Raw genomic sequence first — 25696 nt, forward strand, 5'->3', positions numbered from 1 at the left:
GGGTGACGCACGCGTCACCCGGGCCGCCGTCGTGCGGGCTGTCAGCCCTCCTTGACCTGGTCGCGGACGTCCGCCGCGGCCTCCTTGCCGTGCTGCCCCACGGACTGCGCGGCGTCCTTCGCGGCGTCGCGGACGGCCTCGGCGCCCTCCTTCGCGGGCTCCTTGAGGTCCTGCACGACCTCCTGCGCCGTGGACTTCACGTCCTCGACGAGGGGAGCCGCCTTCTCCTTGACCCCGACGGCGGCGCGCTGCTCGGCGCGGCTCGACGGGAGGAGGGAGGCGACGACGAGCCCCACGCCGAAGGCCACGAGGCCGACGGCGAGCGGGTTGCCCTGCGTCTGCTCGCGCACCGCCCGCGGGGCGGAGCCCACGGTGTCGGCGACCGAGGACGCCGTGCTGCGCGCCGAGTCGGCGACCGACGAGGCCGCCTCGCGCCCGCGGTCGGCGACGCCGTGCGACGTGTCCCGGGCCGAGCCGACCGTGTCGTGCGCGCTGCCCATGACGCGGTCCTTGACGCTCGTCACGCCCGACCGCACGCGGTCCACCTGGCGGCGCGCCACGTTGCCGGGCTTGACCTTCTCCCCGAGGGCGTCGACGTCGCGGCTCAGCTCGGTCCGCGTGCGCTCGATGTCCGCCCGGATCTCCTCCGGATCGCTGGTGCTCATGAGTTCTTCTCCTCGTGTCCTCGGACGGCGTTCGGGATCTTCTTGAGGGTGTCCGTGGTCTCGGGCATGCCCTCGACCGTGCGCAGCTCCTTGCGACCGCGCGCCGCGAGCACCGCGGCGACGATCGCCCACAGCACCGCGACGACGACGGCCGACCAGCCGCGCCCTATGACGGCGCCGAGCGCCCACCACAGCGCCACGGAGAGGAACAGCAGGACCATGTGGCCCGCCACCCCGGCGCCGGCGAGCATCCCGGCGCCCTTCCCGGCGCGCTGCGCCGACTGCTTGGCCTCCGCCTTGGCGAGCTCGACCTCCTGGCGCATGAGCGTCGACAGGTCGCGGCTCACCTCGGCGACGAGCTCGCCGATGCTCTGCTGCTCGGCCTGCTGGTCCGCGGACGTCGGCACGGGCTGCGGCGTGGCCGCGAGGCCCGGGTCGGGGCCGCTGCCCGTCGTGTGCCGCCCGGTGCCCGCCGCGGCGAACGGGTCAGGGGTGTACGACATCGGGGCCACCTCCCGGCCGGGCGCCCGAGCCGGGCGTCGTGGGCGGGTACGACGGCGCCGGGGGAGCGCCCTCGGCCGACGTCGGGACGTCGGGGTCGTGCGCCAGGCGGTCGTTCGCGAGGCCCGGGTACGCGCCCGCCGTGCCGATGTCGGGCGCGCCGGTCGTGCCCGCGCCGCCGGTCGTGCCCGGCACGCCGGTGGTCCCGGTCGTGCCGGTGGTCGTCGCGCCGGTCGAGCCCGTGGTCGTGCCGAGCGGTGCGGCGTGCGCGCCGCGCGTCGCGGACGTCGCCGACCCGGACGTCGACCCGGTGCCGCCGTCCTGCGCGCGGTCGGAGCCGGTGTCCGGCGCGTCCTTCATGCCGCGCACGAGCCGTCCGACCAGCAGGCCGGCTCCGGCGGCGAGGAGGAGGAACGTGCCCGGACGGCGCCGGGCGAAGCTCTCGACCTCGTGCAGCACCGACGCGGGCTCACGGTCCTCGAACCACTGCGCCACCTGCCCGGTGGCGTCCCCGGCTCGCCGCACCAGGTCGGTCGCGTAGCCCGGGTCCTCGGTGCCGTCCGCCATCTGGCGGAGCTCGTCACCGAGGGACCGCAGCCCGCCTGCGAGGCGCTCCTGCTGCGTGCGCGCCTGGTCGCTGAGCTCCGTCTTCGTCTGGTCGACCAGGCCGCGCGCGCGGTCCGTGGCCTCGTGCGCGACGTCGCGCGCCTTCTCCTTCGCGTCCTGCGCGACCTCCCGGCCGGCGTCGCCGGCGTGGGACGCGGCCTCGCTCGCGCGCTGCTTCACCCCGGCCGCGGCGCCGCCGCTGTCCCCGGTGTCCTGCGTCGTCCCGACACCCGGCGAACCGGGCCCCGAGCCGTACGGCACGTTCGTCTCGCTCATGGTCGGACTCCCGTCGTCGTCGCCGCTCGTGCGGCGTGACTGGCGACGGAGCGGTAGCCGTGCCGGGCTCTCGCTCCGCCGGTACGGCCACCTCCTGGACCACCTCCCACGCTAGGCGCGGACCGCGCGCACACAACTGGAGCGGGTGGTCGCCCGCAGGTTGCGAGCGGCCCTCTCGCGCAGCCGAGGCGTCACGCACCGTCGCGACGTCCCCGCAGGGCTCCCAGCAGGGCTGATGCACCGTCGGCCGCCCGCTCGCGAGCCGGTTCGGCTCGCGAGTCGGGCGGTCCCTGGGGAGCATGGCGGTGGCGTCGAGCAGGGGCGCCGTCCGTGCGAGCGTCAGGAGCCCGTGATGCCCTCCACCGCCCTCCCCGTCCCCACCACCGGGTCGGCGACCGCGACCGGTCCGTCGGACGGGCCCGTGCCCGGTGCCTCCTCGGCGCCGGGGACCGGCCGGCTGCCGCAGCCCCGTCCGCGGGGTCCGCTGAGCGCCGCGCTGCTCGCCGCGCTCGTCGAGCCGCCCTCCCCGGGCGCGACGGACCGCCTGCGCCCGGTCGAGGACGCCGTCGGGCCGGCGCTCGACGCGGCGGCCGGGGAGATCCTGCGCGACGAGGACGTCCAGCTCACGCTCACCCTTCTCTACGAGCTCCACTACCGGGGGATCGAGGGCGTCGACGACGACTGGGAGTGGGACCCGGCGCTGCTCGCGGTGCGCGCGCGGATCGAGGCCCCGTTCGAGGTCGCGGTGCGCGAGCGCGCCGGCCAGCCGGCGTGCGACGCGACCGATGCGGCCGGCGTCGCGCGACGGCTGTTCGAGCTCGCGGCGGCCGACGACGGCCCGAGCCTGTCGCGGTACGTCGCGAAGCGCGCCGACGCCGGGCAGGCGCGCGAGCTCCTCGCGCTGAAGTCCCTCTACCAGCTCAAGGAGGCGGACCCGCACACGTGGGCCGTCCCGCGGCTCGCGGGCGTGCCCAAGGCGGCGCTCGTGGAGATCCAGGCGGACGAGTACGGCGGCGGTCGACCCGGCCGCATGCACGCCGAGCTGTTCGCGCAGGCGATGCGCGGCGTCGGGCTCGACGACACGTACGGCCGCTACGTCGACGCCGTGCCCGCGGTCGTGCTCGCGGCCCTGAACACGATGTCGCTGTTCGGCCTGCACCGGCGCCTGCGCGGCGCGATCGTCGGCCACCTCGCCGCTTTCGAGATGACGTCGTCGGTGCCGAGCCGCCTGTACGGCAACGGCTTCCGCCGCCTCGGGCACGACGCGGACACCACCTGGTACTTCGACGAGCACGTCGAGGCCGACGCGGTGCACGAGCAGATCGCCGCGCGCGACCTCGCGGGCCGCCTCGTCGAGCAGGAGCCGGCGCTGCGGGACGACGTCCTGCTCGGCGCGGCCGCGTGCCTGGCCGTGGAGGGCGACGTGGCCGCCCACGCGCTCGAGCGCTGGCAGCAGGGCGTCTCGGCCCTGCGCGTGCCGCTCGCGCCCGCCGTCGAGCCGCAGCCGGGCACGGACCCGGCGCAGGAGGGCGACGCGCCGCGTGGCTGACGTGACCTACGTGCTGCCGCTGCGCCGCGAGCAGCCCGACGAGGCGGCGACGGCGGACCTGTCCGCCTACCTGCGCGACCTCTCGCGCCACGTCGAGGTCGTCGTGGCGGACGGGTCGCCCGGTCCCGTCCGCGCGCTCCACGCCGCCGCGTGGGGCGGGTCGGCGCGGACCGTCGAGGTCGGCCCGCCGCCCACGGGCTGCAACGGGAAGGTCGTCGGCGTGCTCACCGCCCTGGCCGCGACGACCGCGCCGCGCGTCGTCGTCGCGGACGACGACGTGCGCTGGGACGCCGCGACGCTCGACCGGGCGCTCGCGGCGCTCGCCGACGCCGACGCCGTCGTGCCGCAGAACGTGTTCGACCCGCTGCCGTGGCACGCGCGCTGGGACACCGCGCGCTCGCTCGTCAACCGCGCGCTCGGCCACGACTGGGGCGGCACGGTGGTGCTGCGGCGCGACGCGCTCGGCCCCGACGGGTACGACGCCCGCGTGCTGTTCGAGAACCTCGAGCTCGAGCGCACGCTGCGCGCCCACGGGATGACGGTCGTGTACCGGCCCGACCTGTTCGTCGTCCGCCGCCCGCCGACGACGCGGAAGTTCGTCGAGCAGCGCGTGCGCCAGGCCTACGACTCGTTCGCGCAGCCCGCGCGGCTCACGGCAGAGCTCGCGCTCGCCCCGCTCCTCGGCGCGTGCGTCGTGGGGGTGGTGCGGCGCCGGGGCACGGCGCGCGCGGCCTGGCTGGGCGCGCTGACCGCGGTGCTCGCGAGCGCGATCCTGCTGGCCGAGGCGGGACGACGCCGCGCGGGGGGCACCGCGGCGTGGCCCGCGTCGTCGGCGCTCTGGGCTCCCGCGTGGCTGGTCGAGCGGGCCGTGTGCGTGTGGGTCGCGGTCGCCTGGCGCGCCCGCGGCGGCGTGCCGTACGCCGGCACGCGGATCCGCCGCGCCGCGCACTCGACGGCCGCGCTGCGTGGCGCGACGGCGCAGGCGGTGGCCGCATGACGGGCGCCGGGGGTGCGTCGCGCGAGGACTCCCGGGCGGTGTCGCGGGTGGAGTCGCGGGTGGAGTCGCGGGTGGAGGAGGTCACCGTCACGGCGTGCCCGGACGGGCCGCTCCTCGTGCGCGGTCCCGCGCGCCTCGTCGACCAGCAGGGCCGCGAGATCGAGCGGCACCGCGCGACCGTCGCCCTGTGCCGCTGCGGCGGCACGGCGATCCCGCCGTGGTGCGACGGGACGCACAAGGTGAACGGCTACCGCAGCGGCGAGCCCGACGACACGGGCCGTGGCACGGCCAGCGAGGGCGGGACGGGCGCGTAGAACCAGCCGTGGAACGCGGCCCGCGCCGGCTGCGGCAGGACGCGGGCGACCGCCAGCATGGCCTTGCCCTGGACTCCGTGGACGACCTCCGGCCGGCCGTGGACGAGCGCGTCGACGGCCTGCCGCGCCACGGCGGCGGCGCTCGGCTTCGGCAGACGCCCCACGTGCGTGCGCTCCATGCCGGCCTCCCGGAAGAACGGGGTCCGGGTGGGGCCCGGCAGGAGGGCGGTGACCGTCACGCCCGTGCCCGCGAGCTCGCCGCGCAGCGACCACGCGAACGACCGGAGGAACGCCTTCGACGCCGCGTAGGTCGCGAAGTGCGGCGCCGGCATCTCGCCCGCGACGGACGCCGTGACCAGCAGCCGGCCGTGCCCCTCGGCGAGGAGGTCGGGCAGGAGCAGGTGCGTCAGGTGGGCGACGGAGCGCACGTTGAGGTCGACGAGACGCAGCTGCGCCTCGAGCGGGGTGCGCGCGTACGCGCCGTGCACCCCGACGCCCGCGTTGAGGACGACGGTCGAGACGCCGAGCTCGCGCGCGCGTCGGGCGGTGGCCTCGACGCCGCGCGGCGTCGTGAGGTCGACCGTGAGGCCCTCGTGCGCCCCGCCGTGCGCGGCCAGCTCGCCGACGGTCGCGTCGACGTCGCGGTCGGCGACGACCAGGACGTCGTGCCCGCGGCGGGCGAGCTCGTGCGCGACCGCGCGCCCGATGCCGCTCGTCGCACCCGTCACGAGCGCGTTCGCGCGGTCCCGCACGACCGCCGGGGGCCGCGACGTCACGGGAGGTCCGGGACGTCGTCGTCGCCGAGCGCGACCTCGGCGGGCGGCTCGCGCAGCGCCTGGGCCAGGTGGCCACCGAGGAACGCGCTCGCGCCGGCGAGCCCGTAGGCGGCGAACGACACGGCGACGCCCGACCGGCGTCGGCCCCCGCGGCGCAGCAGCCACGACGCCCCGTAGAGCAGCGAGACGCCCGAGTTGAGGGCGGCGTGGACCGCGCCGACGCGGCGCGCACGGCGGTCGACGTCGAGGTAGTCGGCGAGTCCCGTGAGCGCGGTCGGCGCGACCGCGAGGACGCCGAGCCCGATGAGGCGCTGCGCCGCGGGCGCGCTGCGCTCGCCCCCGACGAGGTCGAGCACGGCGGCGCTCGTCCAGAGGCCGACGGGCACGTCGGTGAGCGTCGCGTGCAGTGCGTGGCCGAGCGAGCGGCCGTGCAGCTCCTCGCGCAGCCGCCCGTGGGAGGGGACGAGCGCGAGCGCGACCCCGCGGACGGTGCCCGAGAGCCCGTCGAGGGCGGGTGAGTCCTCGAGCCGTCGGGCGAGACGCAGGAGGACGGGGGTGTCGTCGTCGTGGACGGCGGTGCCGGGGGCGTCGGGCATGGTGGCTCCTCAGGTCGTCGAGCTCCCCTTCTCGAAGCTGCGTCGACCGTAGGCATGATCGCGTGCGCTCGCGCGCGTGGGCCCGGACGCACGTCGCCCTCGTCCCGGCGGGCCCGGACGAGGGCGGTTCGTCGCGGGGCAGGCGTGCGGCGGTCTTCTTCACCGGCCGCCCCGCGACGGGCACCACGCTAGGGGCTCGGCTCCCGCGGCGGCGTCCCCCGTGGGGGGTGAAGTTCCGGCGTGTCGCGGCCCGCGACCCGTCAGGCGCCGCGCCGGGACCGACGCGGTCAGGCGTCCGTCTCGCCCGGCCCCAGATGCGACCGGGTACGGACGGCCACAGGGTGGAGGGACGCTCGACGCGTCGAGAAGGGGGCGCGTGCCGTGGTCCTCCCGCGCACGCTGGTGCGGGGAGGCGACCTCCCGAGGGAGAGAGCATGTTCTTCCACCGTCAAGAGCTCCAGCACCAGGCCACGCCGGACCGCCCGGACGCCGTCTACGCCCGCAAGCTCCAGGAGGTGCTGGGCGGGCAGTACGGCGAGATCACCGTGGCCATGCAGTACGGCTTCCAGTCCTGGAACGCCCACCTCCCCGGCAAGTACCGCGACCTCCTCTACGGCATCGGTGCCGAGGAGTTCGGGCACGTCGAGATGCTCGCGACGATGATCGCGCAGCTCCTCGAGAAGGCGCCCGTCGGCGCCGTCGAGGGAGCCGTCCAGGACGACCCGACCGTGGCGGCGATCATCGGCGGCACCGACCCGCAGCACGCGATCGTCGCGGGGGCCGGTGCACGGCCCGTCGACTCGAACGGCAACCCCTGGTCGGCCGGGTACGTGACCGCGAGCGGCAACCTGCTCGCCGACTTCACGGCCAACGCGAACGCCGAGATGCAGGGCCGCGTGCAGGTCGCGCGGCTCTACCACATGACCGACGACGCCGGCGTCAAGGACCTGCTCGCCTTCCTGCTCGCGCGCGACACGATGCACCAGAACCAGTGGCTCGCGGCGGCGCAGGAGCTGCGCGACGAGGGCGTCGAGGAGCTCCCGGTGCCCAGCACGTTCCCGCTGTCGAAGGAGGACCGCGACGTGTCCTACCAGTACATCAACTTCTCCGACGGCGAGCACGCGTCCGAGGGGCGCTGGGCGAGCGGCCCGACCCCCGACGGCAAGGGCGAGTTCACCTACGTGGCCGAGCCGCCCGCGGGCGTCCCGATGCCGCCGCCCACGACCCCCGACGAGCGCTTCCACGGCACGACCGGGAAGCCGTCGACGCTCGAGAAGGCGAAGGGCGCCGTCAAGGACGCCCTGCACAAGGACTGAGAGGAGACGGCCCCTCGCGAGGACGGGCTCGTCACGAGCGCGGCCGCGTAGACCGCGCGGCGAGGGCCCGGGTGCATCGCACCCGGGCCCTCGTGCTGCCACGCGTCAGGCGTCGCCGGACGCCTGGCCGCCGGTGCGCGGGTTGACGTTCCCCGGCTCGGCGTCGGGGTCGGTGTCCTCGGACCCCGACCCGCTCGCCTGCCGCCCCTCGCGGGGGTTGAGCGACCGGGGGTCGGCGTCCGGGTCGTCGGCGGGGTCGTAGCCGCGCTCGTCGTTCTCGCTCATGTCGGCCTCCTGGGTCGCGCTCTTCGTGGTGGTCCCGCGCCCCGCACGGGCGGCGCGTCCTGCCACCGTCGCACGACCTCCCGGCGCTCGCAGGCCTGGGGATGCCTGGCCGCCGACCCGCTCGTAGCCTGGGGACGGCGGTCGTGGTCCGGCACGTCCCGTCCGTCACGGAGAGTCGAGAAGGGGCCCCGGCGGCACGCAGCGACGCATGTCCAGGAGGTCCCGATGCCCGACGCGCCCCGCACGATCGACACGCTGCCCCGCCTGCGGAGCCTCGCGGAGGTCGCCGGGCTCGTCGAGGTGGTGCGCCCTCTCTACGTGCGGTTCAGCGGCGGTCCGGAGCGGGACGCCGAGAGCGTGAGCCGCGACCACGAGAGCGGGTGCCTGCTGCCCGGCCTCAGCGTCAACCCGCTGACGCCCGAGCCGTGGTGGGCCCGGCCGGTGGAGCACTGGGTCGCACGCCAGCTCTGCCAGTACGCGCACCTCATGACGCCGGAGCGCTTCCCGTGGCTCCTCACGGGCGAGGTCGCGGGGCGGGGCCCGGACAGCGAGCCGCTCCTGGTGGACGTCGTGCCGGCCGCGTCCCTCGACCCGCGGGTCGTCGAGGAGGCGGGCCGGCTCTACCGCGAGGCGTTCGACCCGGGCGACGACGGGACGTGAGGAGCCGCCTGCGCGCGGCCGGGACCTGCCGGGGCAGCGTCGTGCGGGGCGCTCACGGGAGGCCCGGGTCGTCGTCGGCGGGGTCCGGCGCGTCCTCCACGACGAGCGCGCGCAGGAGGGACTCGGCGACCTCGCGCGGGCTCACGTTCCGGTGCCGGGACGCCGAGTCGATGATGCGGCGGGCCTCGTCGGCGGAGCACCGGTTCGTCTGCATGATCGCCCCGACGGCGCGCTCGGTCGCCACGGCGTCGGGCATGTCCCGGTAGAAGCCCGCGGTCGAGTCCTCGAGCGCCGCGAGCTCGAGGCGGAGGCCGACCGCCGACGCGACGAGCTGCGCGAACGCGTCGGCCGCCGTCAGGAGCTCCGGCGTCCACGGGTCGGGCGCGCGCGAGTACAGGTTGAGCGCGACGGCGACGTCGGCCGTGACGGCGGCGGGGACGGCAGCCGCCGTGACGAAGCCCTCCTCGACGCACTGGCGCGACCAGCGCTCCCACCCGGGGGCGTCCGTCACGGACGTGACGACGCGACGTCCTCCGTGGTCCATCGCGTCGATGCACGGGCCGCGGTCGTCGAGCGCCTCGGCCTGGTCGCAGCGCGCGGCGGCCTCCGTGCTGCTGCCCGCGCGCACGCTCACCCCGGCCTGGCGCATCGTCACGCTGACCTCGAGGCCGTGGCCGAGGATCGTCGCGGCCCGGTCCGCGAACTCCTGCGGAAAGCCGGCGATGCCCATCGCGCCCTCCCTTCCTGGACGTGGCCGCCCACGGTGTCGTGGGCAGGTCCCTCACGCTACGGGGGGTGCCTCGCCCTCGCGCGGAGTCGCGGTGGGCGCGAGCGGTTGCCAGTGCGGGACGCGCGACTAGCGTCGCCTCATGGTGACCGTCACTCGAGCCGTGCGATGCCCCTCCGACGCGGTGCTCGGCGTCCTCGCGGACGGCTGGTCTTACTCGACGTGGGTCGTCGGGACGGCGCGGATCCGCGCCGTCGACGACTCCTGGCCCGCGCCGGGGTCGAGGATCCTGCACTCGGTCGGGCTGTGGCCCGCGCTGCTCGACGACGAGACGGTCGTGCGCGCCTGGCACCCGGACCGGGGGATCGACCTCCAGGCGCGCGGCTGGCCCGCGGGCGAGGCGCGCGTGCGGATCGAGGTGCGCCCGACGGAGCAGGGCTGCACCGTGCGCATCACCGAGGACGCCGAGAAGGGTCCGGGCACGCTCGTGCCCCGGCCGCTCCGGAGCGCGGTGATCGGCCCGCGGAACGTCGAGGCCCTGCGGCGGCTCGCGTACCTCGCGGAGCGCCGGAGCCCGTAGCGCTCGCGGATCGTGCCGGCGGCCCGCCGGGTCAGGGGTCGCGCAGCAGCCGTGCCCACGCGGTGCGCACGAGCGCGCGGCGCAGCGACCCGCGCGGACCGGCGGCGGCGAGCGCGGCGCGCGCCGCGTTCCACCCGCACGCCCCGTGGACGCCGCCGCCGGGGTGGGCGGACGCGCTCGCGAGGTAGAGCGACGCGACGGGGGTCTCGGGGCGGCCGAGGCCGGGCGTCGGGCGCAGGAACAGCTCCTGGTGCACGGCGGACGTGCCGCCGTTGATCGCCCCGCCCGCGAGGTTCGCGTCGGCCGCCTCCAGGTCGGCCGGGGTCTGCACGAACCGGCCCACGACGGAGTCGGCGAAGCCGGGCGCGACGCGCTCGACCGCGTCCTCCATGCGACGCACCTCGTCCGCGACGCGCTCGTGCGTCCACGGCACGCCGTGCGGCACGTGCGTGTACGCCCACGCCGACTCGGTGCCCGCGGGCGACCGCGTAGGGTCCGACGTCGTCATCTGCCCGAGGACGAGGAAGGGCCGCTCGGGGACGTGGCCGCGCGAGAGCGAGGCCGCGACGTCGACGAACCCCGCCCGGTCGACGCCGAGGTGCACCGTGCCTGCACCGCGCGCCCCGGGCGCGGTCCACGGGACGGGCCGGTCGAGCGCCCAGCTCACCTTCACGGTCGGGTGGTCCCACTGGAACCGGCCGAGGTCGCGCACGAGCCGCGCCGGGAGCCGGTCGGCACCGACGAGGTCGAGGTAGAGCGCGGGCGCGCTGACGTCGGCGAGCACGGCGTGGCGGGCGCGCACGTGCCTCCCGTCGGCCGTGCTCACGCCGACCGCGCGGCCGCGCACCACGTGCACCCGCTCGACCCGCGCTCCCGTGACGACGTCGCCGCCGCGGGCGCGGAGCCGGGAGACGAGCGCGTCGGGGAGCCGGCCGGCCCCGCCGGTGGGGACCGGGAAGCCGACGTCCTGGCCGAGCATGGCGAGGAGCCAGCCGAACACGCCGCTGCCCGCGGCGTCGGGCGGGACGTCGGCGTGCATCGCGTTGCCCGTGAGCAGCAGGCCGCCGCCCTCGCCGCGGAACGTCTCGTCGGCGAGGCGGCGCACGGGCAGGACGGCGAGCCGCGCGAGGTCGAGCGTGCCCGCCGCGCCGAGCCGGCGCAGCACGCGCAGCACCGGCCCGGCCGCCGGGAGCGGGCTGAACAGCGCGTCGAGGAGCGGGTCGCGCACGCGGTCCCACCCGGCCACGAGCTCGAGCCACGCGTCCCCGTCGCCGGGCGCGACCTCCTCGAGCCCGGCGGCGGTGTCCTCGGCACGGGCGCGCAGGACGGCGGCACCGCCGCCGTCCAGCGCGTGCGCGAGGACGTCCGGGGCGCGGGACCACGTGAGCCCGTGCTCCTCCAGGTGCAGGCCCCGGATCACCGGCGACCCCGCCGCGAGCGGGTAGAACGCGCTGAAGAGGTCCGTCTCGTACCCCGGTGCCGCGACCTCGGCGGAGCGGACCGCGCCGCCGTACGTCTCCTGCGCCTCGAGCACGAGCACGTCCCACCCCGCGTCGGCGAGCGCGTTCGCGGCGACGAGGCCGTTGGGCCCCGCGCCGACCACGACCGCGTCGACGGTGGTCAGGCCCACGGGTCGAGCACGACCTTGATGCAGCCGTCCTCCTTGCGCTGGAACGTGCGGTACGCGTCCGGGGCCGACTCGAGCGGCAGCCGGTGCGTGCGCAGGTCCAGCACGCCGAGCGGGTCGGAGACGTCGGCGGCGAGGGGGAGGACGTCGTCGGTCCAGCGCCGCACGTTCGCCTGCCCCATGCGCAGCGTCACCTGCTTGTCGAAGAGCTGCATCATGGGCAGCGGGTCCTTCGCCCCGCCGTAGACGCCGGAGATCGAGATCGTGCCGCCGCGGCGGACGAGGTCGATCGCGGTGTAGAGGGCCGCGAGGCGGTCGGTCGCGGCGCGCTCCGTGAGGGGCGCGGCGAGGACGTCGGGCAGGACGCCGACGACCTTCTGGGTGGCCTCGGCGACGGGGGAGCCGTGCGCCTCCATCCCGACGGCGTCGATGACCGAGTCCGCGCCGCGGCCGGACGTGAGGTCGCGCACCGCGCCGACGAGGTCGTCGACCGCCGACGGGTCGAGCGTCTCGACGCCGTGGCGCTCGGCCATCGCCCGCCGCTCCGGGACGCGCTCGATCCCGACGACGCGGGACGCGCCGCGGTGCAGCGCGATCCGTGCGGACATCTGGCCGATCGGGCCGAGCCCCAGCACCGCGACCGTGCCGCCGGGCGGCACGTCGGCGTACTCGACGGCCTGCCACGCGGTGGGTACGACGTCGGACAGGTAGAGGTACCGCTCGTCCGGGGAGCCGTCGTCGGGCACGACGACCGGCCCGTACTGGGCCTGCGGCACGCGCAGGTACTGCGCCTGGCCGCCGGGCACCTGGCCGTAGAGCTTCGTGTACCCGAAGAGCGCGGCGCCCTTGTCCTGCGACCGGACCTGCGTCGTCTCGCACTGGGTCTGCAGGCCGCGCTCGCACATCCAGCAGTGCCCGCACGCGATGTTGAACGGGACGACGACGCGGTCGCCGACCCGGAGGTTCCCCGCCTCGGGCCCGACCTCCTCCACGACGCCCATGGTCTCGTGGCCCAGGACGTCGCCGGCGTCGAGGAACATCCCGAGCACCCCGTACAGGTGCAGGTCGGAGCCGCAGATCGCGGTCGACGTGACGCGCACGATCGCGTCCGTGGGCTGCTCGATCCGGGGGTCGGGCACGTCCTCGACGCTCACCTTCTCGCGTCCCTGCCAGGTCAGTGCTCGCATGGTGCTGCCGTCCTTCCGTGGGTGGTGCGTGTGCGTGGTGCGTGGTGGGTGGTGCTGTGCGTGGTGGAGACCGCGGGCTCAGCCCTTGCTCCCGGTCGTCGCCACCCCCTCGACGAAGTGCCGCTGGCCGAGGAAGAAGAGGAGGATCATCGGGAGGGTCGTGATGACGGAGGCCGTGACGACGACCTCCCACTGCGACTCGCCGCCGGGACCGAACTGGTCGATGAGCGCCTTGAGCCCGCGCGGGATCGTGAACGTCGAGGAGTCCTGCAGGTAGATGAGCGGGCGCATGAGGTCCGTCCACGCCGCCTGGGCCTCGAAGAGCAGCGTCAGGACGAGGGCGGGCCGGCACAGCGGCACCGCGATGCGCCAGAACATCTGCCAGTTGTTCGCTCCGTCGAGGCGCGCGGCCTCGAACGGCTCGCGCGGCAGGCCGAGGAAGAACTGCCGCAGCAGGAACACGTAGAACGCGCTCGCGAAGAGGTTCCCCGCCCACAGCGGCACGTTCGTCCCCACGAGCCCGAGCTGGTTCCAGATGAGGAACGTGGGGATCATCGTCACCGCGCCGGGCAGCATCATGGTCGCGAGCACGAGCGCGAACAGGGCGCCGCGGCCGCGGAAGCGGAAGAACGCGAAGCCCCACGCGACGAGCGCGCTCGACACGGTGACGAGGCCCGCGGCGAGCACGGTGACGACGACGGTGTTCCCGAGCCACAGCGCGAGCGGCGCCTCTTGCCACACGGTCACGTAGTTGTCGAGCGTGAACGTGCGCGGCACGAGCCGGTTGTCGAACACCTCGGCGCGTGGCTTGAACGACGCGGAGAGCAGCCACAGCAGCGGGTACACGAACGCGACCGTGGCGAGCACGAGCGCAGCCAGCACGACGGCGCGCAGCCACCGCCGGCGTGGTCCGCGCCCGGCGCCGCGGGTCCGGGCGGGAGGCGGCGTGCCCTGCGCCTCGGGCGCACCCGTCGCCGGGTCCGGCGCGGCGCCCGGGCCGCTCACGGCGGGGCGGGGGAAGGAGGGTGCGGTGGTCATCGCTGCTCCCCCTCGTAGTAGACGAGCCGTCGGGACACGACGAGCTGGACGAGCGTCACGAGCATGATGACGACGAACAGCAGCCACGCGAGCGCCGACGCGTACCCCATGTGGAGCTCCTGGAACCCCTCCTGGAAGAGGTAGATCACGTAGAACAGCGCGGCGTCGTTGCGGTAGGTGGAGTTCCCGGCGCCGAAGTAGGCCGAGTACGCCTCGGTGAACATCTGGAACCCGGCGATCGTGTTGATGACGACGACGAAGAACAGCGCGCCGCTGATCATCGGCACCGTGACGGCGCGCGTCCGGCGCCAGAACCCCGCCCCGTCGACGCGCGCGGCGTCGTACAGGTCGTTCGGCACGTTGCGCAGCGCGGCGAGCAGGATGATCACGGCCGACCCGACGGTCCAGAGGCTGATGAGCACCAGACCGGGCTTGATCCAGGCCTGGTCGGTCGTCCACGACGGGCCCTGGATGCCGAACCAGGACAGGACCTGGTTGACGACGCCGTACTGGCCGTTGAACAGCAGCAGGAGCAGCACGCCGACGGCGACCGGCGGCGTCATCTTCGGGATGAAGAACGCGGTGCGGAAGAAGCCGGCCGACCGGCCCGCCTGGTTGAGGAGCAGCGCGAGCGCGAGCGCCACGACCGTGTAGAGGGGCACCTGGACCACCGTGTAGACCAGCGTGTTCCACAGCGACAGCGCGACCTTCGGGTCCTGCGCCATCTCCCGGTAGTTGTCGAGGCCCACGAACGTCGGGTCGTTGATGACGTCGTAGTCCGTGAGCGACAGGTAGGCGCTGTAGAGGATCGGCCAGGCCGTGAACACGAGGAACCCGACGATCCACGGGCTGATGAAGCGCAGCGCCGCGTTGCGCTCCCGCCGCGCGGACGCGCTCAGGCGCGGGCGGCGCCCGCCCGGCGCCGTGCGCGGACCGCCCGACGCCGGGGGAGGGGTCGGCAGGGTCGGCGCGACGTCCGCTGCCGCCACCTCAGTCCTCCTCGTCCCACTGCGCCCAGGCGTCGTCGAGCGCCTTCTGCGCCTCGTCCTGGGCCTGCGCGAGCGCCTCGGCCGGCTCCTGCTGGCCGTTGAGGACGCGGTTCACCGCGTCCTGCCAGGCGGTCTCGAACTCGTTGTCCGCGGGGTTCGCCGGCAGCGCGAAGGTCGCGTCGTTCGCCTCGTACATCGCGTCGATCGCGTCCTGCCACGGCTGGGGCGCGTCGTCGGGCACGAGGTCGTCGCGGATCTGCTGGTCCGCCTCCTCGTTGCCGGTGAGGACGCCCGTGAAGACCAGGCCGTCCTGCGCGCGCGCGTCGGCGCGCGCCTGCGCCGCCTCGACCCAGGCGTCCGACTCGGTCATGAGGCGCGCGAACCGGCACGCCGCCGCGGGGTTCTCGCTCCCGCGCGGGACGGCCCAGGCGGAGCCCGACGCGAACGCGATCGCGTCGCCGTCGGGCGTGCGCACGGCGTCGAACGCCATGGGGGCGTCCGGGGACGACTCGTTGAGCACGTTGATGTACCACTGCTCCATCGGCATCGCGCCGAGGGCGCCCGTCGCGAACTGGTTCCCGGCGCCGAAGAAGTCGGCGGAGTCGCGGAACGTCTTGACCGCGGGGAAGCCGCCCTGGGCGTCGTAGATCCCCACCGCCCACTCGAGCGACTCGACGACCTCGGGGGCGTCGAGCTGCGCCGTGCGGCCGTCCTCGGAGAGCAGGTCGGCGCCGACCGCCTTCGACCACAGCGGGAGGAACTCCGGCAGCTTCGAGTCGAACCCGATGACGCTCAGCGTCCCGCCGTCGGCGCGCAGGAGCGCCTCGTTCGCCGCCGTGACGGCCTCGCGGTCCGAGCCGTCGACGTCCTCGACGGTGAGCCCGGCCGCGGCGAGCAGGTCGGCGTTCGCCATCGTCACCTGGACCTGGTTGAACTCCGGGATCCCGTACACGCTGCCGTCGAACGTCACCTGGTCGACCGCGGTGTCGACGAAGGCGTCCATGTCGATCTCCTCGGCCGCGACGCACTCGTCGAGCGGGAGGATCGCGTCGCGGGACGCGAACGTGCCGATCTGGTCGCGGTTCGCGTACACCACGTCCGGCGGGTTGCCCGACGCGACGGCCGAGAGGAAGGCCTGGATGTCGAGCTCGCCCTCGGAGAGACGGACGTCGACGCCGTCGAGGCCCTCGACGGCGCGGTCGTAGCGGACCTCGCCGATCTCGTCGCCGGTCCCGAAGCCCATGACCGAGAGCACTCCCGACGGCGACCCGTCGGCCGTGAAGTCGACGTCCGAGCCGTCGTCACCGGTGCCCTGGGCGCAGCCGGTCAGGGCCAGGGCGGCGACCACCATGCTCGTTCCTGCGGCTGCCGGGCCGCGTCGTCGGACCATCATCTGCCTCCTCGTGGGAGCCACGGGGCGGACGGCAGGGGTGCGCGACGCCACCGTGGTGCTCGACGGCGTCGGCGTCTGGCTGCACCGACGCCGCCAGTGAAGCACCGGCTCTGCCCGCTCACACGTCGAGCCGCTTCTCGCGCCCGGTTGCCGAGCACCCGGGTGGGAGGGCGCGCGTGCGGGCGCCCGCCGGGCGGGGCACCCTCGTGCCGTGGCACGAGACGAGAGCAGCACGGGTCGGACCCCGCTCGCGGCCCGGGCGCCCCGGGTCGTGGAGGCCGGGACGCGGGCGCACCGGGCGGTCGCGGCGGCGCAGCGGCAGTGGGTGCGCCACCCCCGGTGGTCGTTGGCCGTCAAGGGCGCGCTCGCGGCGGCGGTCGCGTGGTACGTCGGGGTGCTCGCCCCGGCCCCGTTCTCCGAGTACCCCTACTACGCCCCGCTCGGCGCGGTCGTCGCGACGACGAGCACGCTCGCGCGCTCCGTCCGCGAGTCGGCCCAGGCGATCCTCGCGATCCTCGTCGGCGCGGCGATCGCCCGCGGCGTCGACCTCGTCCTCGCCCCGAGCGCGCTGTCCGTCGCGCTCGTCGTGGGCCTCGCGCTCCTGTGCGCGGGCTGGCGGCGGTTCGGCGAGATGGGCACGTGGGCGGTGACGTCCGCCCTGTTCGTGCTCATCATCGGCAACGCCGCGAAGGTCGAGTTCGTCGGCGCGTACGCCGGTCTCGTCGTCGTGGGGGCGGGCATCGGTGTCGTCATCAACCTGCTCGTGCCGCCGCTGCCCCTCACCCCGACCGAGGAGGCCCTCGACGGGCTGCGCGACACGCTCGTCGACCAGGTCGAGGCGCTCGGCGACGGCCTCGCGGGCGAGCGCCCGCCGTCGGCGGAGGAGTGGGACGAGCGGCGGCGCGAGGTGGAGCCGACGCTCACCCGGGCGCGCGACGCCGTCGCCCGGACCCGCGAGGCCGCGCGCGCCAACATCCGGCTGCGCCGGCACCGCGACTGGGCCGCGTCGCAGGTGCGGCGCGCGCAGGAGCTCGAGGGGTCGGCCGACGTCGTCGAGTCGCTCGTGCGCCTGCTCGTCGAGTGGGAGCGCGAGGACCGCGACGACCTCGCGCTCGGCGCCCGCCTGCGGCCGCTCGCGGCGCGCGCCCTGGACGCCTACGCCGGTGCGCTGCGGTCCGTCGGCACGGAGCCCGCCTCCGAGGAGGCGCTGCGCGAGCTCTCCCAGCGGACGCAGGAGCTGCACGAGGGGGTGCGGGCGGCGCGCCGCGAGGACGACCAGGACTACTTCGTCGCGGGCGCTGTGGTGCTCGCGCTGCGGCGCGGCGTGGCGGCGCTCGCGGCCGCCTGACCACGGGCGCGCGGAACCGCCCCGGTCCCGCGGGCTGGTCGGACGCAGCCGTTGGGGGCCGGGGCGGCTCGGGTGGTCGGCGGGCGGTCAGGAGGGCGTCAGCCGCAGGCGTGCGCGGCGTGCTCGACGACCTCCTCGCTCGACACCTCCTCGCCGTCGACCGTCGCCGTGGCGGACACGGTGACGGACCCTGCGTCGAGCGCCGTCGCGCGCGCGGCGAACGCCTGGTAGGCCGCCGCCCCGGGCGCGACGCCCGCGACCGTGCGCGACCCGAACGCCGTCGTGAGCGTCACGTCCGCCGCGGCGTCGGACCCGTTCGTCGCCGCGACCGCGAGGTACGCCTTGCCCGCGAGGCACCGCGGCGTCACGACGACGTCGAGCGCCACGCCGGCCGGCTCCTCGGCCGGCGTGACCACGAGGCCGCGCAGGCTGCCGGTGTTGTCGAACGAGCCGAACCCGACGCGTCCCGTGCCGAACGTCGTGTCGTTCGCGGTGAGGAGCGGCGTGTCGAGCCCGTCGACGTAGACGGCGACGTCGCCGCTGTCGGCGCAGCGCACGACGCGCACGTCGTGCCACTCCTCGTCGGTGACCGCCGGGGGAGCACCGACGGCGCCGTCCCACTGGTCGTCGATCCGCTCCCGGTCCTTGCCGTCGACCTTGAAGATGCCGTTGTGGGCGTAGATCGTGTTGTCCTGCGACAGGTGCGCGTAGTAGTACTGCGTGTCCGACTGCCAGCCGAACACCACGATCACGTCGCGGTTGTTCACGGACGCCGGGGCGTCGAGCCGTACCTCGGCGTCGAGCGCGAACGACCCGAGCTCCGGACCCTCGGTGAGGACCGCGTACTCGAACGGACGGCGGATGCCGTCGTTCGGGTTGTCACCCGCCTGCGCGAGCACGACCGCGTCGCCCGGGAACTGCCACTTCGACGGCGTCCGAGGCGCCCAGTGCTCGGCACCGAGGACGTCGGTGATCGGCTCGCCCGCCGGTGCGCACGACGGCGGCGCCGGGGGCTCGACCGGCTGGGCGCCGAACAGCGCGTACTGCGCGGCGACCTGCTCGGGCGTCGGGACGACGTCGAGGAACATGAGGTCGTCCATGCGGCCGTGGAACGGGTTCGCCTCGCGCGTGTCCTGCGGGAAGCTGCCGCCGATCTTGATCCCCGCCGGGTCGGTGGGCGACGTCGCGCCCGCGCCCCACGGGTTCGAGGCCGTGTACCGGCCCTCGAGCTCCTCGCCGTTGCGGTAGAGCTTCATCTCGCCGCCCGCGAAGTCGAACGTCGCGGCGAGGTGCACCCACTGGTCGCGCTGGAGGATCTGGTCCCACGGCAGGTCGGCCGCGAACGTCCACGAGCCGCCGCCGTCGAGGCGACGCCCGAGCGCGACGAGCCGCAGCTCGCCGTCGACCGTGATGACCTCGAGCAGCGCGCGCACCGCGTGCCCGTCCGACGTCCCCGTGAGGACGCCCGCGAGCCCGATCGCGTTGTAGCGGTCGTCGGGGTTCGCCGTGCCCGAGTTGAGGGCGGGGTGCTCGCCGGTCGGCTTGAACCAGCCCATCACGGAGATCTCGTCCGCCCCGGCGAACGCGCCGAGCGAGTCGACGCCGTCGGGGTCGTAGAGGCCGGCCTTCCAGTCGTCGTTCGACGCCGTGCGGGGGCTCATCTGCTGCGTCTGGAGCGCCTCGCCCGCGCCGGGGTAGGCCCGGTCGGCCACGCGCATCTCGACGCCGCCGTTGACGAGCTCGATGTCGGTCCCCGACCAGCCCTGGTCCGCCTCCCACGTCGGCGCACCCTGGACGGGGTGGTCGAAGTCGTAGTGCGCGACGAGGTTCGGGGCGAGCTCGGGCAGCGCGACGGGGGAGGCGGCCGTCGCGCGCCGCGCGCCCGTCAGCTGCCAGATCTTCCCGTTGGCCTTCGAGATGAGGTACAGCTCCCCGTCGGCGTCCGCGCCGAACCGCAGGTCGACCCGCTGGTCGCCGACGAGCTGCTGGAACGTCGTCTCCGCGCCGTCGGCGAACACGCGCAGGTGCTCGATCTCGGCGAGGTCCGCCGGGTCGCCGTCGTTCCGGACCATCTCGTCCGCCTCGGTGCCCAGGACCCACCCGCGCACGAGGTCGGTGAACAGGTAGCGGCCGCGCAGCTCGGGGATGTCGCCGCGGTACACGAAGCCGCCGTTGAGCGCGACGCCAGCGTCACCGGTCTGGCCCGGGTCGCGGTTGTGGTCGTACGCGGCGACGGGGTAGGTGAAGCCGTGCTGCGCGTCGTCGGCGGGCAGGGGGAAGATCTGCCGGTTGTCCGCGAGGAACGGTCCCTCGCGCACGGACCAGCCGAAGTTGTCGCCCGGCTCGACGGCGTACACCGACTCGACCTGCCACTCGCCGATGTGCCCGAGGTACATCGTGTGGTCGCCCTCGGGGTCCCAGCTGATGCGGTGCGGGTCGCGCAGGCCGAGGGCGTAGATCTCGGGCAGCGCACCGGGGGTCCCGACGAACGGGTTGTCCGCGGGGATCCCGTACCTCCCGTTGGCGCTGTCGTCGCCGAGCGGGTCGATGCGGAAGACCTTGCCCTGCGGCGTCGCGAGGTCCTGCGGGTTGCCGTTGCCGACACCGTTGCCGCCGTCGCCCACGAGGACGTAGAGGTTGCCGTAGTCGGGGTCGCCCTCGGTCACCGTCGGGTTGAACGCGATCTGCTGCACGGTGTGCACGCGGCCCGCGAACGGCACGCGCAGCACCTCACGGCTCGTGCCGGCGAAGACCGGTGCCGACGGGTCGGTCGCCCTCCACTCCGTGACGACGCTGTGGAACTGGGTGTTGCCGTACGCCGGGTAGTCCGGCGTGTCCTGCGTCAGCGCGGTGCCGCCCTCGGTGTGCACCGTGTAGAACAGGCCGTTCTCGGCGAAGTCAGGATGGAACTCGGCCGAGCCGAGGCCCGTGCCGAGGCCCGCGCTGTTGTGGAAGTTGTCGAGGAACTGCTGGCGCACGTCGAGGTACGCCACGTGCTCGCCGGTGTCCTTGTCGACCGTGTAGAGCACCGCGTTGTTGTCCGGCACCATGAGGCGGCCGGAGCCGTCCGGGATCTCGTCGAGGTGCGTGATCCGGTTGTGCCGCACGAGGCGCTGGTCCTGCGTCGCCGGGGTCGTCGAGGACTCGGGGAGCTGGGCGAGCTCGGTCACCTCGATGCCGAGGGTCGACGGCGTCGGGTCCGGCAGCGGGTTGAGCAGCGGCTCGCTGGGTGCGGTGCCGCCCCCGGCGCAGTCGGCCGGGTTGCCGGTCGGGACCGCGAGGTTCTGCCCGGTCGTGTCGACCGCGACGTCGTCGAGCAGGAGCCGGCCCGCGCTGCTCGCGCCGTTGATCCAGAAGAAGCGGTCGAGCGCGCCGCTCACGGCCTGCCGGAAGCCGAACTGCTGCTCGGTGCCCGCGGGCAGCCGCGTGACCTCCTCGTAGGGGCCGCCCTGGCTGTACACGCTGACCTTGTCCGTCGCGTTGTCCGCGACGATCCAGACGCACTGCCACGTGTCGCGCGACCACACGCCCGCGGGCTTGAAGGCGCCGCCGTCGCGCACGAGCATGACGTCGTCGTTCTGGTTGTTCACGTACGCGCGGCTGTGCGCGTAGTCGGACGGCGCGTCGAGGTCCGTGATCCCGAACGACGTGTCGACGCTCCCGGAGCGCAGGAAGCGGAAGAACACGGTCCCGGTCGTCCCGTCGGCGATGCCGGGGACGGCGCGGTGGGCCCGCTGGGTCCCCCCGACCATCTCGAGCACCTGGTTGTTGCCGTTGAGCGGGTCGGCGACGACCCGGGCGGCGGAGGAGGAGGACCAGCCGTCCTGGCCGTTCAGGGCGGTGCGCTGGTAGGACTCGAAGCTGAGGACCTCGCTGAACTCGTCCGCGGCCTCCTCCGCGGCCGCCGGTGGTCCGAGGAGTGTCCCTCCCAGGACGGCCGCGAGGGACAGGGCGAGCGCCGCCCTGCCTCGTCGGCTCGCATGCGTAGACGTCATCGTCTGCTCCACTTCGTCGGATGGTGCTGGCACGACGCTGGTTAGCGCTGTCATGCGACCGACCCGCCGGGCGTCGTCGCCGGGCCGGCCCTCCTGCACGCCGTCGGTCCTCGTCCCCGCGTCGTTGCGGCGAGGCCCGTCCGGGCCGGGCGCACGGTCGGTGACCTCGGCGGTCGCCGCGTCCTGCTCTCCCGTCCTGCTCTCGAGCGGCACGTCCGTGTGCGCGACTCTCGCAGCGTAGGGAAGCGCTTTCCGAGTGTCAAGAGATCGGTCCGCGCGGCACCCGGGAGGCCGCCCGGACGCGGACGGGTCAGGAGGCCTGCGCGAAGGTCTGGATGCGGTCGATCTGGAGCGGCGGCTTCTTCTCGCCCGCGGTCACCGCGACCGGGAGCCGGTTCTGCGCCGGGGCGAGCGGGCACGTGACGAAGTTCGTGAACGCGCACGGGAAGGAGAAGGCGCGGTTGAGGTCGACCACGGTGTCACCGTCGCGCTCGGTGTCGGGGACGCGCACGAGCCGGCCGTTGCCGTACGTCTCCTTGCCGCTCGTGGTGTCGGTGAAGTGCGCGTTGCCGCGCTCGATGCCCGTGTCGTCGTCCGGGCGCCCCGCGACGAGGAGCGTGTGCTCCGTCCCGTCCAGGGTGAACGTCACGGTGCCGATCACGCGCTGCTCCTCGAACACCCCGCGCTCGACCGTCGGGTAGTCCGACGCCTGCTCCGCCGTCCGCGTGAACCGCGCCGGGAGGACCCAGCGCTCGTCGAGCGGGAACGTCTCGATGTCGTCGAGGCGCTTGCGGGCCGCCTCGCGCGGGTCGCGGACGCGCACGCCGAAGATCTGGCGTCCGGTCGCGTCGGTGCGACGGATGGTCTCGACGCGCAGGTCGCCGTAGAACGCGGGCACGAGGGAGTACTTGTGACCGGTCGACACGGGCGTCGGTGAGGTCACGGGCGCGCCGTCGAGCGTCACGGTCTCGCCGCTGCCGTCGGGTGTGTACACGACCTCGTCGTCCTGGACCGACCACGTGCCGGGCACGCCCTCGACCTGGAGCGGCTCGGCACCCGTCAGCCAGTCCTGGCTGACCATGGACATCCACCCGTACGGGCTCGTCAGCTCGTCGATCCGGGCGCGGTGCCACCGCTCCCACTCCTGGCGGTACTCGGCGCTCACTGCGGGCATGTCGGTCCTCTCGTCGATGGGTCGGGTCAAGATCGGGGTCGGAGGGTGCAGGTCAGGGCACGCGCGTCGCGCGCTCCACGAACGCGCACACCTGCGCGAACGAGTCGGCGTCGGCGTACGCGTTGCCCGCGGGGGTCCCGCCGGCCGAGAGCTCGATGCCGGAGACGGGGTGGCGGGTCGGGCCCTGCGCGACGGGGAGGTGGGGCAGGGCGATCGAGTGGCCCGCGTCGGGGTAGTCGAGCAGCAGCGTCTCGTGCGCGTGGCCCGCGGCGCGCAGCGTCTCGACGACCTGGCGCGCGTACATGCTCGAGGGCCACAGCCCGTCGGCCATGCCGGAGACGCACGCGACGGGCCCCGCGACGCGCTCGACGGGGATGCGCGACCGGGCGGCGAACCCGCGGTCGCGCAGGCCGTCGACGTAGACGTCGCGGTACCGGTCCGGGGGCGGCCCGCCGGTCCACGGCTGCCACGTCACGCCGGGGTTGTCCTGCCACAGGTGCGGGAGCGGCTCGCCGCCGAGCGTCCACGTGGGGGAGTCCCACCCCTGGGCAGGGTCCGCGGCGCCCTGGGCACCGTGCACGTGGGCCCCGGGCACGTAGGCCACGACGGCGCCCACCAGGCCGGGGTAGGTGGCGCCCAGCAGGAGCGCGAGCTCGCCGCCCCGGGACTGGCCGCTCACCACGACGACGCCGGCACGCGGCGCGAGCTCGCGGTGCACGTGGCGCAGCGCGGTCTCGAAGTACTCCAGCGGCGTGCGGGTGATGTGGTCGCGCAGCCCGGGCGCGCCGAAGTAGCCGAGCGCGAGCGCCTGCACGCCGCGCGACGCGTAGAGCGCGCCGCGCTGCTCGTTGATCCCCCCGCCGGAGCCGTTGAGCACGACGATCGTCGGGTGCGGGCCGTCGCCCGGCGGCACGAAGAGCGTGCCGACGAGGCCGTCCTCGCGGACCTCGCGCCGTCGCACCCCCGGCCCGGTCCAGCGCTGCACGAGGTCGGCCGTCGCGCGCTGCGCGGCGTCGTGCTCGTCCCACGCCTCGAGGCGCGTGCGCAGCGGGCGCGCGACGTCGGTCGCGGCGGGCCGGCCGGGGGCCGTGCCGGGCGTCGGGTCGGGCCGCTGCGACGTGAGGAGCGCCATCCCGTCGACGCGCCCGTAGTCGCCGGTCATCGGCGGGTCGCGGTCGAGCCGGACGGTGCCGGCCCGGTCCGCGCGGTAGGTCGCGCGGGCGGACCACGGCGTCCCGGCGCGGTCCGTCGTCGCGCGGACCGTGACGAGCGCGCCGGGTGCGGCGCCGCTCACCTCGATGCGGCGGGCGACGTCGAGCAGGTCGTCGGCGGGGCTGACGGTGAGCCGGAGCGTCACGACGCGTCTCCCGTCGCCGGGTCCAGCGCGTCCCAGACGTCGCGGTCGACGTCGAACGCCTCCGCGTCCGGCCGGGCGCCCGGGACGCGGCCCCCGGCGCGGGTCCAGTCGTCGCCGAGGCGGCTGGCCCGGTCGGCGAGGTCGTCGGCGCCGAACGCGCGGGGGTCGAGCGCGAGGACCCAGAGCCCGCGCCCCACGGCGTCGCCGCGCGCGCCGGTCACCAGCCCGGCGAGCGCCTCCACCGTGAGGCCGAGCAGGGACCCGAGCAGACCGGCCGGGAGCAGCGCACCGACGGCACCCGCGTCCCGGGTGGGCTCGCCGTCGGGGCCGAGGGCCGCGCCGTCGGGCAGGGGCGTGCCCTCCCGGGCGTGGCGCCGTGCGTCCGCGAGCGTGACGGCGCTCGTCGCGGCGTCCACGACGAGCGCGCGACCCTGCCCGGCCCGCGGCACCGCCACGGCGAGCGGGTTCGTGCCGACCACGGGAGCGGTCCCGCCGTACGGGGCGACGGTGGCGGGGGACTGCGCGAGCGCGACCCCGACCAGCCCGTCCTCGGCGAGCGCGCGGACGTACGCGCCGACGCGCCCCGTGCCGCCCGCGTGGCGCACGGCGACGACGCCGACGCCGAGCCCGCGCGCGAGCCCCGCGGCCTGGCGGACCGCGGCGGCGAGCGCGACCGGCCCGGGGAGGTCGTGCGCGTCCAGCGTCGCGGTCGCCCCGGTCACGACGGCGGCCGGCCCCGCGGGCCGGGCCCGCCCCGTCGTCGTCCGCTCGCGCGCCTCCCGCAGCTCGCGGACGAGGAGCGCCAGGCCGAACTCGGGCCACCCCGACGCGTCCCCCGCCACGACGGCACGGGCCGCGAGGTCGGCGTCGGCGGGGTCGTGGGCGGCGAGCGCCGCGCGGGCCCGGGCACGGGCGTCCGCGGCGACGACGCGCACGGTGGGGGTGGCGGGCACGGCGGTCCTCTCGGGTGGTCGGGGTGGGGTGGGGCGGGTCGGGTCGTGCGGGTGGGGCGGGAGGGACGCGCGGGTCGTCGCGCGAGGCAGGCGGTCAGTCGTCGCCGAAGAACGCCCCGGAGTCGATCGCGAGGCCCATGACGACGCTGCGACCGCGACGGATGTGCTCGAGCTCGAGCCGGGCGGCGCGCTCGCCGTCGCCCGCGCGGAGCGCCTCGATGAGGAGCCGGTGGTCGTCGAGCGGCGGCCCGGGCTCCAGGGGCTGACGCCCGCAGAGCCGGAACGCCCGCTCCAGGTCCTCGAGCGCGAGCTCGGTGATCGCGTGCAGGCGCGGGTTGCGCGAGTACTTCGCGACCCGGCAGTGGAACAGGTGCGACGCCGACAGGATCGACTGCACGTCCTGCGCCTGCGGGTACGTGCCCTCGGCGATGGCCGCGAGCTCGTCGACCTCCGCCGGGCTCGCGTGGGCGGCCGCGAGGCGCGTCGCCATCGGTCCCGTCGCCTCGCGGACGTCGAGCACGTCGACGAGCGTCTTGAGGGTGACCGGGGCGACGCGGCACAGGGCGCGCGGCCGCACGTCCACGAGGCCGTCGTGGTCGAGGCGGTGCAGCGCGTCGCGCACCGGCGTGCGCGACGTCCCGAACTCGGACGCCGTCTCGGTGACGTCGATCTCCTCGCCGGGGCGCAGCTCGGTGAAGATGATCCGACGGCGCAGCTCGTGGTAGATCCGGTCCGCGGCCGGGACGACGCTCATGCGTCGGCCCCGGGCGCGCGGGACGGGTCGTGA

The 25696-nt window shown here is 75.5% G+C and carries 25 protein-coding genes; 8 read left to right on the forward strand and 17 right to left on the reverse strand.

Features of this window, described 5'->3' with window-relative positions; genetic code table 11:
• Positions 1–41: 41 nt before the first annotated feature.
• Genes AC3WT4_RS16335 through AC3WT4_RS16345 form a run of 3 tightly spaced genes read right to left on the reverse strand, consistent with a single transcriptional unit; the run spans position 42 to position 2048 of the window.
• A complete protein-coding gene (locus tag AC3WT4_RS16335) occupies positions 42–665 on the reverse strand; it encodes a DUF3618 domain-containing protein (protein WP_074806908.1) in 624 nt (207 codons plus the stop codon).
• Complete coding sequence (locus AC3WT4_RS16340) at positions 662–1168, reverse strand: phage holin family protein (RefSeq protein ID WP_492315938.1); 507 nt, start codon at positions 1166–1168, stop codon at positions 662–664. Before AC3WT4_RS16340 ends, AC3WT4_RS16335 begins: the two co-directional genes overlap by 4 nt.
• A complete protein-coding gene (locus AC3WT4_RS16345) occupies positions 1152–2048 on the reverse strand; it encodes a hypothetical protein (protein WP_108051505.1) in 897 nt (298 codons plus the stop codon). Before AC3WT4_RS16345 ends, AC3WT4_RS16340 begins: the two co-directional genes overlap by 17 nt.
• Before the next feature lie 352 nt (positions 2049–2400).
• Between AC3WT4_RS16345 and AC3WT4_RS16350 the strand changes: the two genes are divergently transcribed.
• From AC3WT4_RS16350 to AC3WT4_RS16360, 3 genes are read left to right on the forward strand one after another with little or no spacing between them, the layout of a single operon-like run.
• Entirely contained in the window at positions 2401–3597 is a 1197-nt protein-coding gene (locus tag AC3WT4_RS16350) for an iron-containing redox enzyme family protein (RefSeq protein ID WP_492315939.1), read from the forward strand.
• Positions 3590–4594, forward strand: coding sequence for a glycosyltransferase family 2 protein (locus AC3WT4_RS16355; protein WP_492315940.1), 1005 nt, complete (start codon positions 3590–3592; stop codon positions 4592–4594). The genes AC3WT4_RS16350 and AC3WT4_RS16355 overlap by 8 nt, the downstream gene beginning before the upstream one ends.
• On the forward strand, positions 4591–4908 hold the full coding sequence (locus tag AC3WT4_RS16360; protein ID WP_492315941.1) for a CDGSH iron-sulfur domain-containing protein: 318 nt from the start codon (positions 4591–4593) through the stop codon (positions 4906–4908). The genes AC3WT4_RS16355 and AC3WT4_RS16360 overlap by 4 nt, the downstream gene beginning before the upstream one ends.
• On the opposite strand, the gene AC3WT4_RS16365 is transcribed toward AC3WT4_RS16360, so the two are convergent.
• The gene (locus AC3WT4_RS16365; protein WP_492315942.1) at positions 4842–5684 is read right to left on the reverse strand and encodes an SDR family NAD(P)-dependent oxidoreductase; all 843 of its coding nucleotides are present in this window, start codon (positions 5682–5684) and stop codon (positions 4842–4844) included. The genes AC3WT4_RS16360 and AC3WT4_RS16365 overlap by 67 nt on opposite strands.
• Positions 5681–6280, reverse strand: coding sequence for a DUF2231 domain-containing protein (locus AC3WT4_RS16370; RefSeq protein ID WP_492315943.1), 600 nt, complete (start codon positions 6278–6280; stop codon positions 5681–5683). Before AC3WT4_RS16370 ends, AC3WT4_RS16365 begins: the two co-directional genes overlap by 4 nt.
• Before the next feature lie 434 nt (positions 6281–6714).
• Between AC3WT4_RS16370 and AC3WT4_RS16375 the strand changes: the two genes are divergently transcribed.
• Complete coding sequence (locus tag AC3WT4_RS16375; protein ID WP_108050582.1) at positions 6715–7596, forward strand: manganese catalase; 882 nt, start codon at positions 6715–6717, stop codon at positions 7594–7596.
• Positions 7597–7701: 105 nt separating this feature from the next.
• Here AC3WT4_RS16375 and AC3WT4_RS16380 read toward each other — a convergent pair whose 3' ends face one another.
• On the reverse strand, positions 7702–7881 hold the full coding sequence (locus AC3WT4_RS16380) for a hypothetical protein (protein ID WP_257418556.1): 180 nt from the start codon (positions 7879–7881) through the stop codon (positions 7702–7704).
• A gap of 225 nt (positions 7882–8106) precedes the next feature.
• Between AC3WT4_RS16380 and AC3WT4_RS16385 the strand changes: the two genes are divergently transcribed.
• Positions 8107–8541: a DUF6098 family protein gene (locus AC3WT4_RS16385; RefSeq protein WP_492315944.1), complete on the forward strand. Its 435-nt coding sequence runs from the start codon at positions 8107–8109 to the stop codon at positions 8539–8541.
• Positions 8542–8593: 52 nt separating this feature from the next.
• On the opposite strand, the gene AC3WT4_RS16390 is transcribed toward AC3WT4_RS16385, so the two are convergent.
• Positions 8594–9271: an ANTAR domain-containing protein gene (locus tag AC3WT4_RS16390; RefSeq protein WP_492315945.1), complete on the reverse strand. Its 678-nt coding sequence runs from the start codon at positions 9269–9271 to the stop codon at positions 8594–8596.
• Positions 9272–9410: 139 nt separating this feature from the next.
• Here AC3WT4_RS16390 and AC3WT4_RS16395 point away from each other — a divergent pair, with 139 nt between their 5' ends.
• Entirely contained in the window at positions 9411–9848 is a 438-nt protein-coding gene (locus AC3WT4_RS16395; protein WP_108050590.1) for an SRPBCC family protein, read from the forward strand.
• Positions 9849–9879: 31 nt separating this feature from the next.
• Here AC3WT4_RS16395 and AC3WT4_RS16400 read toward each other — a convergent pair whose 3' ends face one another.
• The 5 genes from AC3WT4_RS16400 to AC3WT4_RS16420 all read right to left on the reverse strand — a co-directional run bounded on the left by AC3WT4_RS16400 (position 9880) and on the right by AC3WT4_RS16420 (position 16040).
• The gene (locus AC3WT4_RS16400; RefSeq protein ID WP_492315946.1) at positions 9880–11478 is read right to left on the reverse strand and encodes a phytoene desaturase family protein; all 1599 of its coding nucleotides are present in this window, start codon (positions 11476–11478) and stop codon (positions 9880–9882) included.
• Positions 11469–12662 carry a zinc-dependent alcohol dehydrogenase gene (locus AC3WT4_RS16405; RefSeq protein ID WP_074806868.1) on the reverse strand — a complete coding sequence of 398 codons (1194 nt, stop codon included), beginning with the start codon at positions 12660–12662 and terminating at the stop codon, positions 11469–11471. Before AC3WT4_RS16405 ends, AC3WT4_RS16400 begins: the two co-directional genes overlap by 10 nt.
• A 78-nt stretch (positions 12663–12740) precedes the next feature.
• Positions 12741–13700, reverse strand: coding sequence for a carbohydrate ABC transporter permease (locus tag AC3WT4_RS16410; RefSeq protein ID WP_492315947.1), 960 nt, complete (start codon positions 13698–13700; stop codon positions 12741–12743).
• Entirely contained in the window at positions 13697–14599 is a 903-nt protein-coding gene (locus AC3WT4_RS16415) for a carbohydrate ABC transporter permease (RefSeq protein WP_074807309.1), read from the reverse strand. Before AC3WT4_RS16415 ends, AC3WT4_RS16410 begins: the two co-directional genes overlap by 4 nt.
• Positions 14600–14690: 91 nt before the next feature.
• Positions 14691–16040, reverse strand: a complete 1350-nt coding sequence (locus AC3WT4_RS16420) for an extracellular solute-binding protein (protein WP_492315948.1) — start codon at positions 16038–16040, stop codon at positions 14691–14693.
• On the opposite strand from AC3WT4_RS16420, the gene AC3WT4_RS16425 reads away from it, so the two are divergent.
• Together AC3WT4_RS16425 and AC3WT4_RS16430 are read left to right on the forward strand one after the other, a co-directional pair.
• Entirely contained in the window at positions 16039–16182 is a 144-nt protein-coding gene (locus AC3WT4_RS16425; RefSeq protein ID WP_257418562.1) for a hypothetical protein, read from the forward strand. The two genes, AC3WT4_RS16420 and AC3WT4_RS16425, sit on opposite strands and share 2 nt — an antisense overlap.
• 111 nt (positions 16183–16293) lie before the next feature.
• Positions 16294–17430: an FUSC family protein gene (locus AC3WT4_RS16430; protein ID WP_492315949.1), complete on the forward strand. Its 1137-nt coding sequence runs from the start codon at positions 16294–16296 to the stop codon at positions 17428–17430.
• A 98-nt stretch (positions 17431–17528) separates the two neighbouring features.
• Here the strand turns inward: AC3WT4_RS16430 and AC3WT4_RS16435 are convergent, their stop codons facing one another.
• The 5 genes from AC3WT4_RS16435 to AC3WT4_RS16455 all read right to left on the reverse strand — a co-directional run bounded on the left by AC3WT4_RS16435 (position 17529) and on the right by AC3WT4_RS16455 (position 25663).
• Complete coding sequence (locus AC3WT4_RS16435; RefSeq protein ID WP_492315950.1) at positions 17529–21425, reverse strand: PQQ-dependent sugar dehydrogenase; 3897 nt, start codon at positions 21423–21425, stop codon at positions 17529–17531.
• 310 nt (positions 21426–21735) lie between these two features.
• Positions 21736–22599, reverse strand: a complete 864-nt coding sequence (locus tag AC3WT4_RS16440) for a DUF1684 domain-containing protein (RefSeq protein ID WP_108050595.1) — start codon at positions 22597–22599, stop codon at positions 21736–21738.
• A 52-nt stretch (positions 22600–22651) separates the two neighbouring features.
• The gene (locus AC3WT4_RS16445; RefSeq protein ID WP_209829803.1) at positions 22652–23956 is read right to left on the reverse strand and encodes an acyl-CoA thioesterase/BAAT N-terminal domain-containing protein; all 1305 of its coding nucleotides are present in this window, start codon (positions 23954–23956) and stop codon (positions 22652–22654) included.
• The gene (locus AC3WT4_RS16450; RefSeq protein ID WP_209829804.1) at positions 23953–24909 is read right to left on the reverse strand and encodes an Ldh family oxidoreductase; all 957 of its coding nucleotides are present in this window, start codon (positions 24907–24909) and stop codon (positions 23953–23955) included. Before AC3WT4_RS16450 ends, AC3WT4_RS16445 begins: the two co-directional genes overlap by 4 nt.
• A 94-nt stretch (positions 24910–25003) precedes the next feature.
• Positions 25004–25663, reverse strand: a complete 660-nt coding sequence (locus tag AC3WT4_RS16455) for a GntR family transcriptional regulator (RefSeq protein ID WP_021483335.1) — start codon at positions 25661–25663, stop codon at positions 25004–25006.
• Positions 25664–25696 lie beyond the last annotated feature (33 nt).

It is taken from the genome of Cellulosimicrobium sp. EB106-03-01-XG111 (assembly GCF_058792115.1).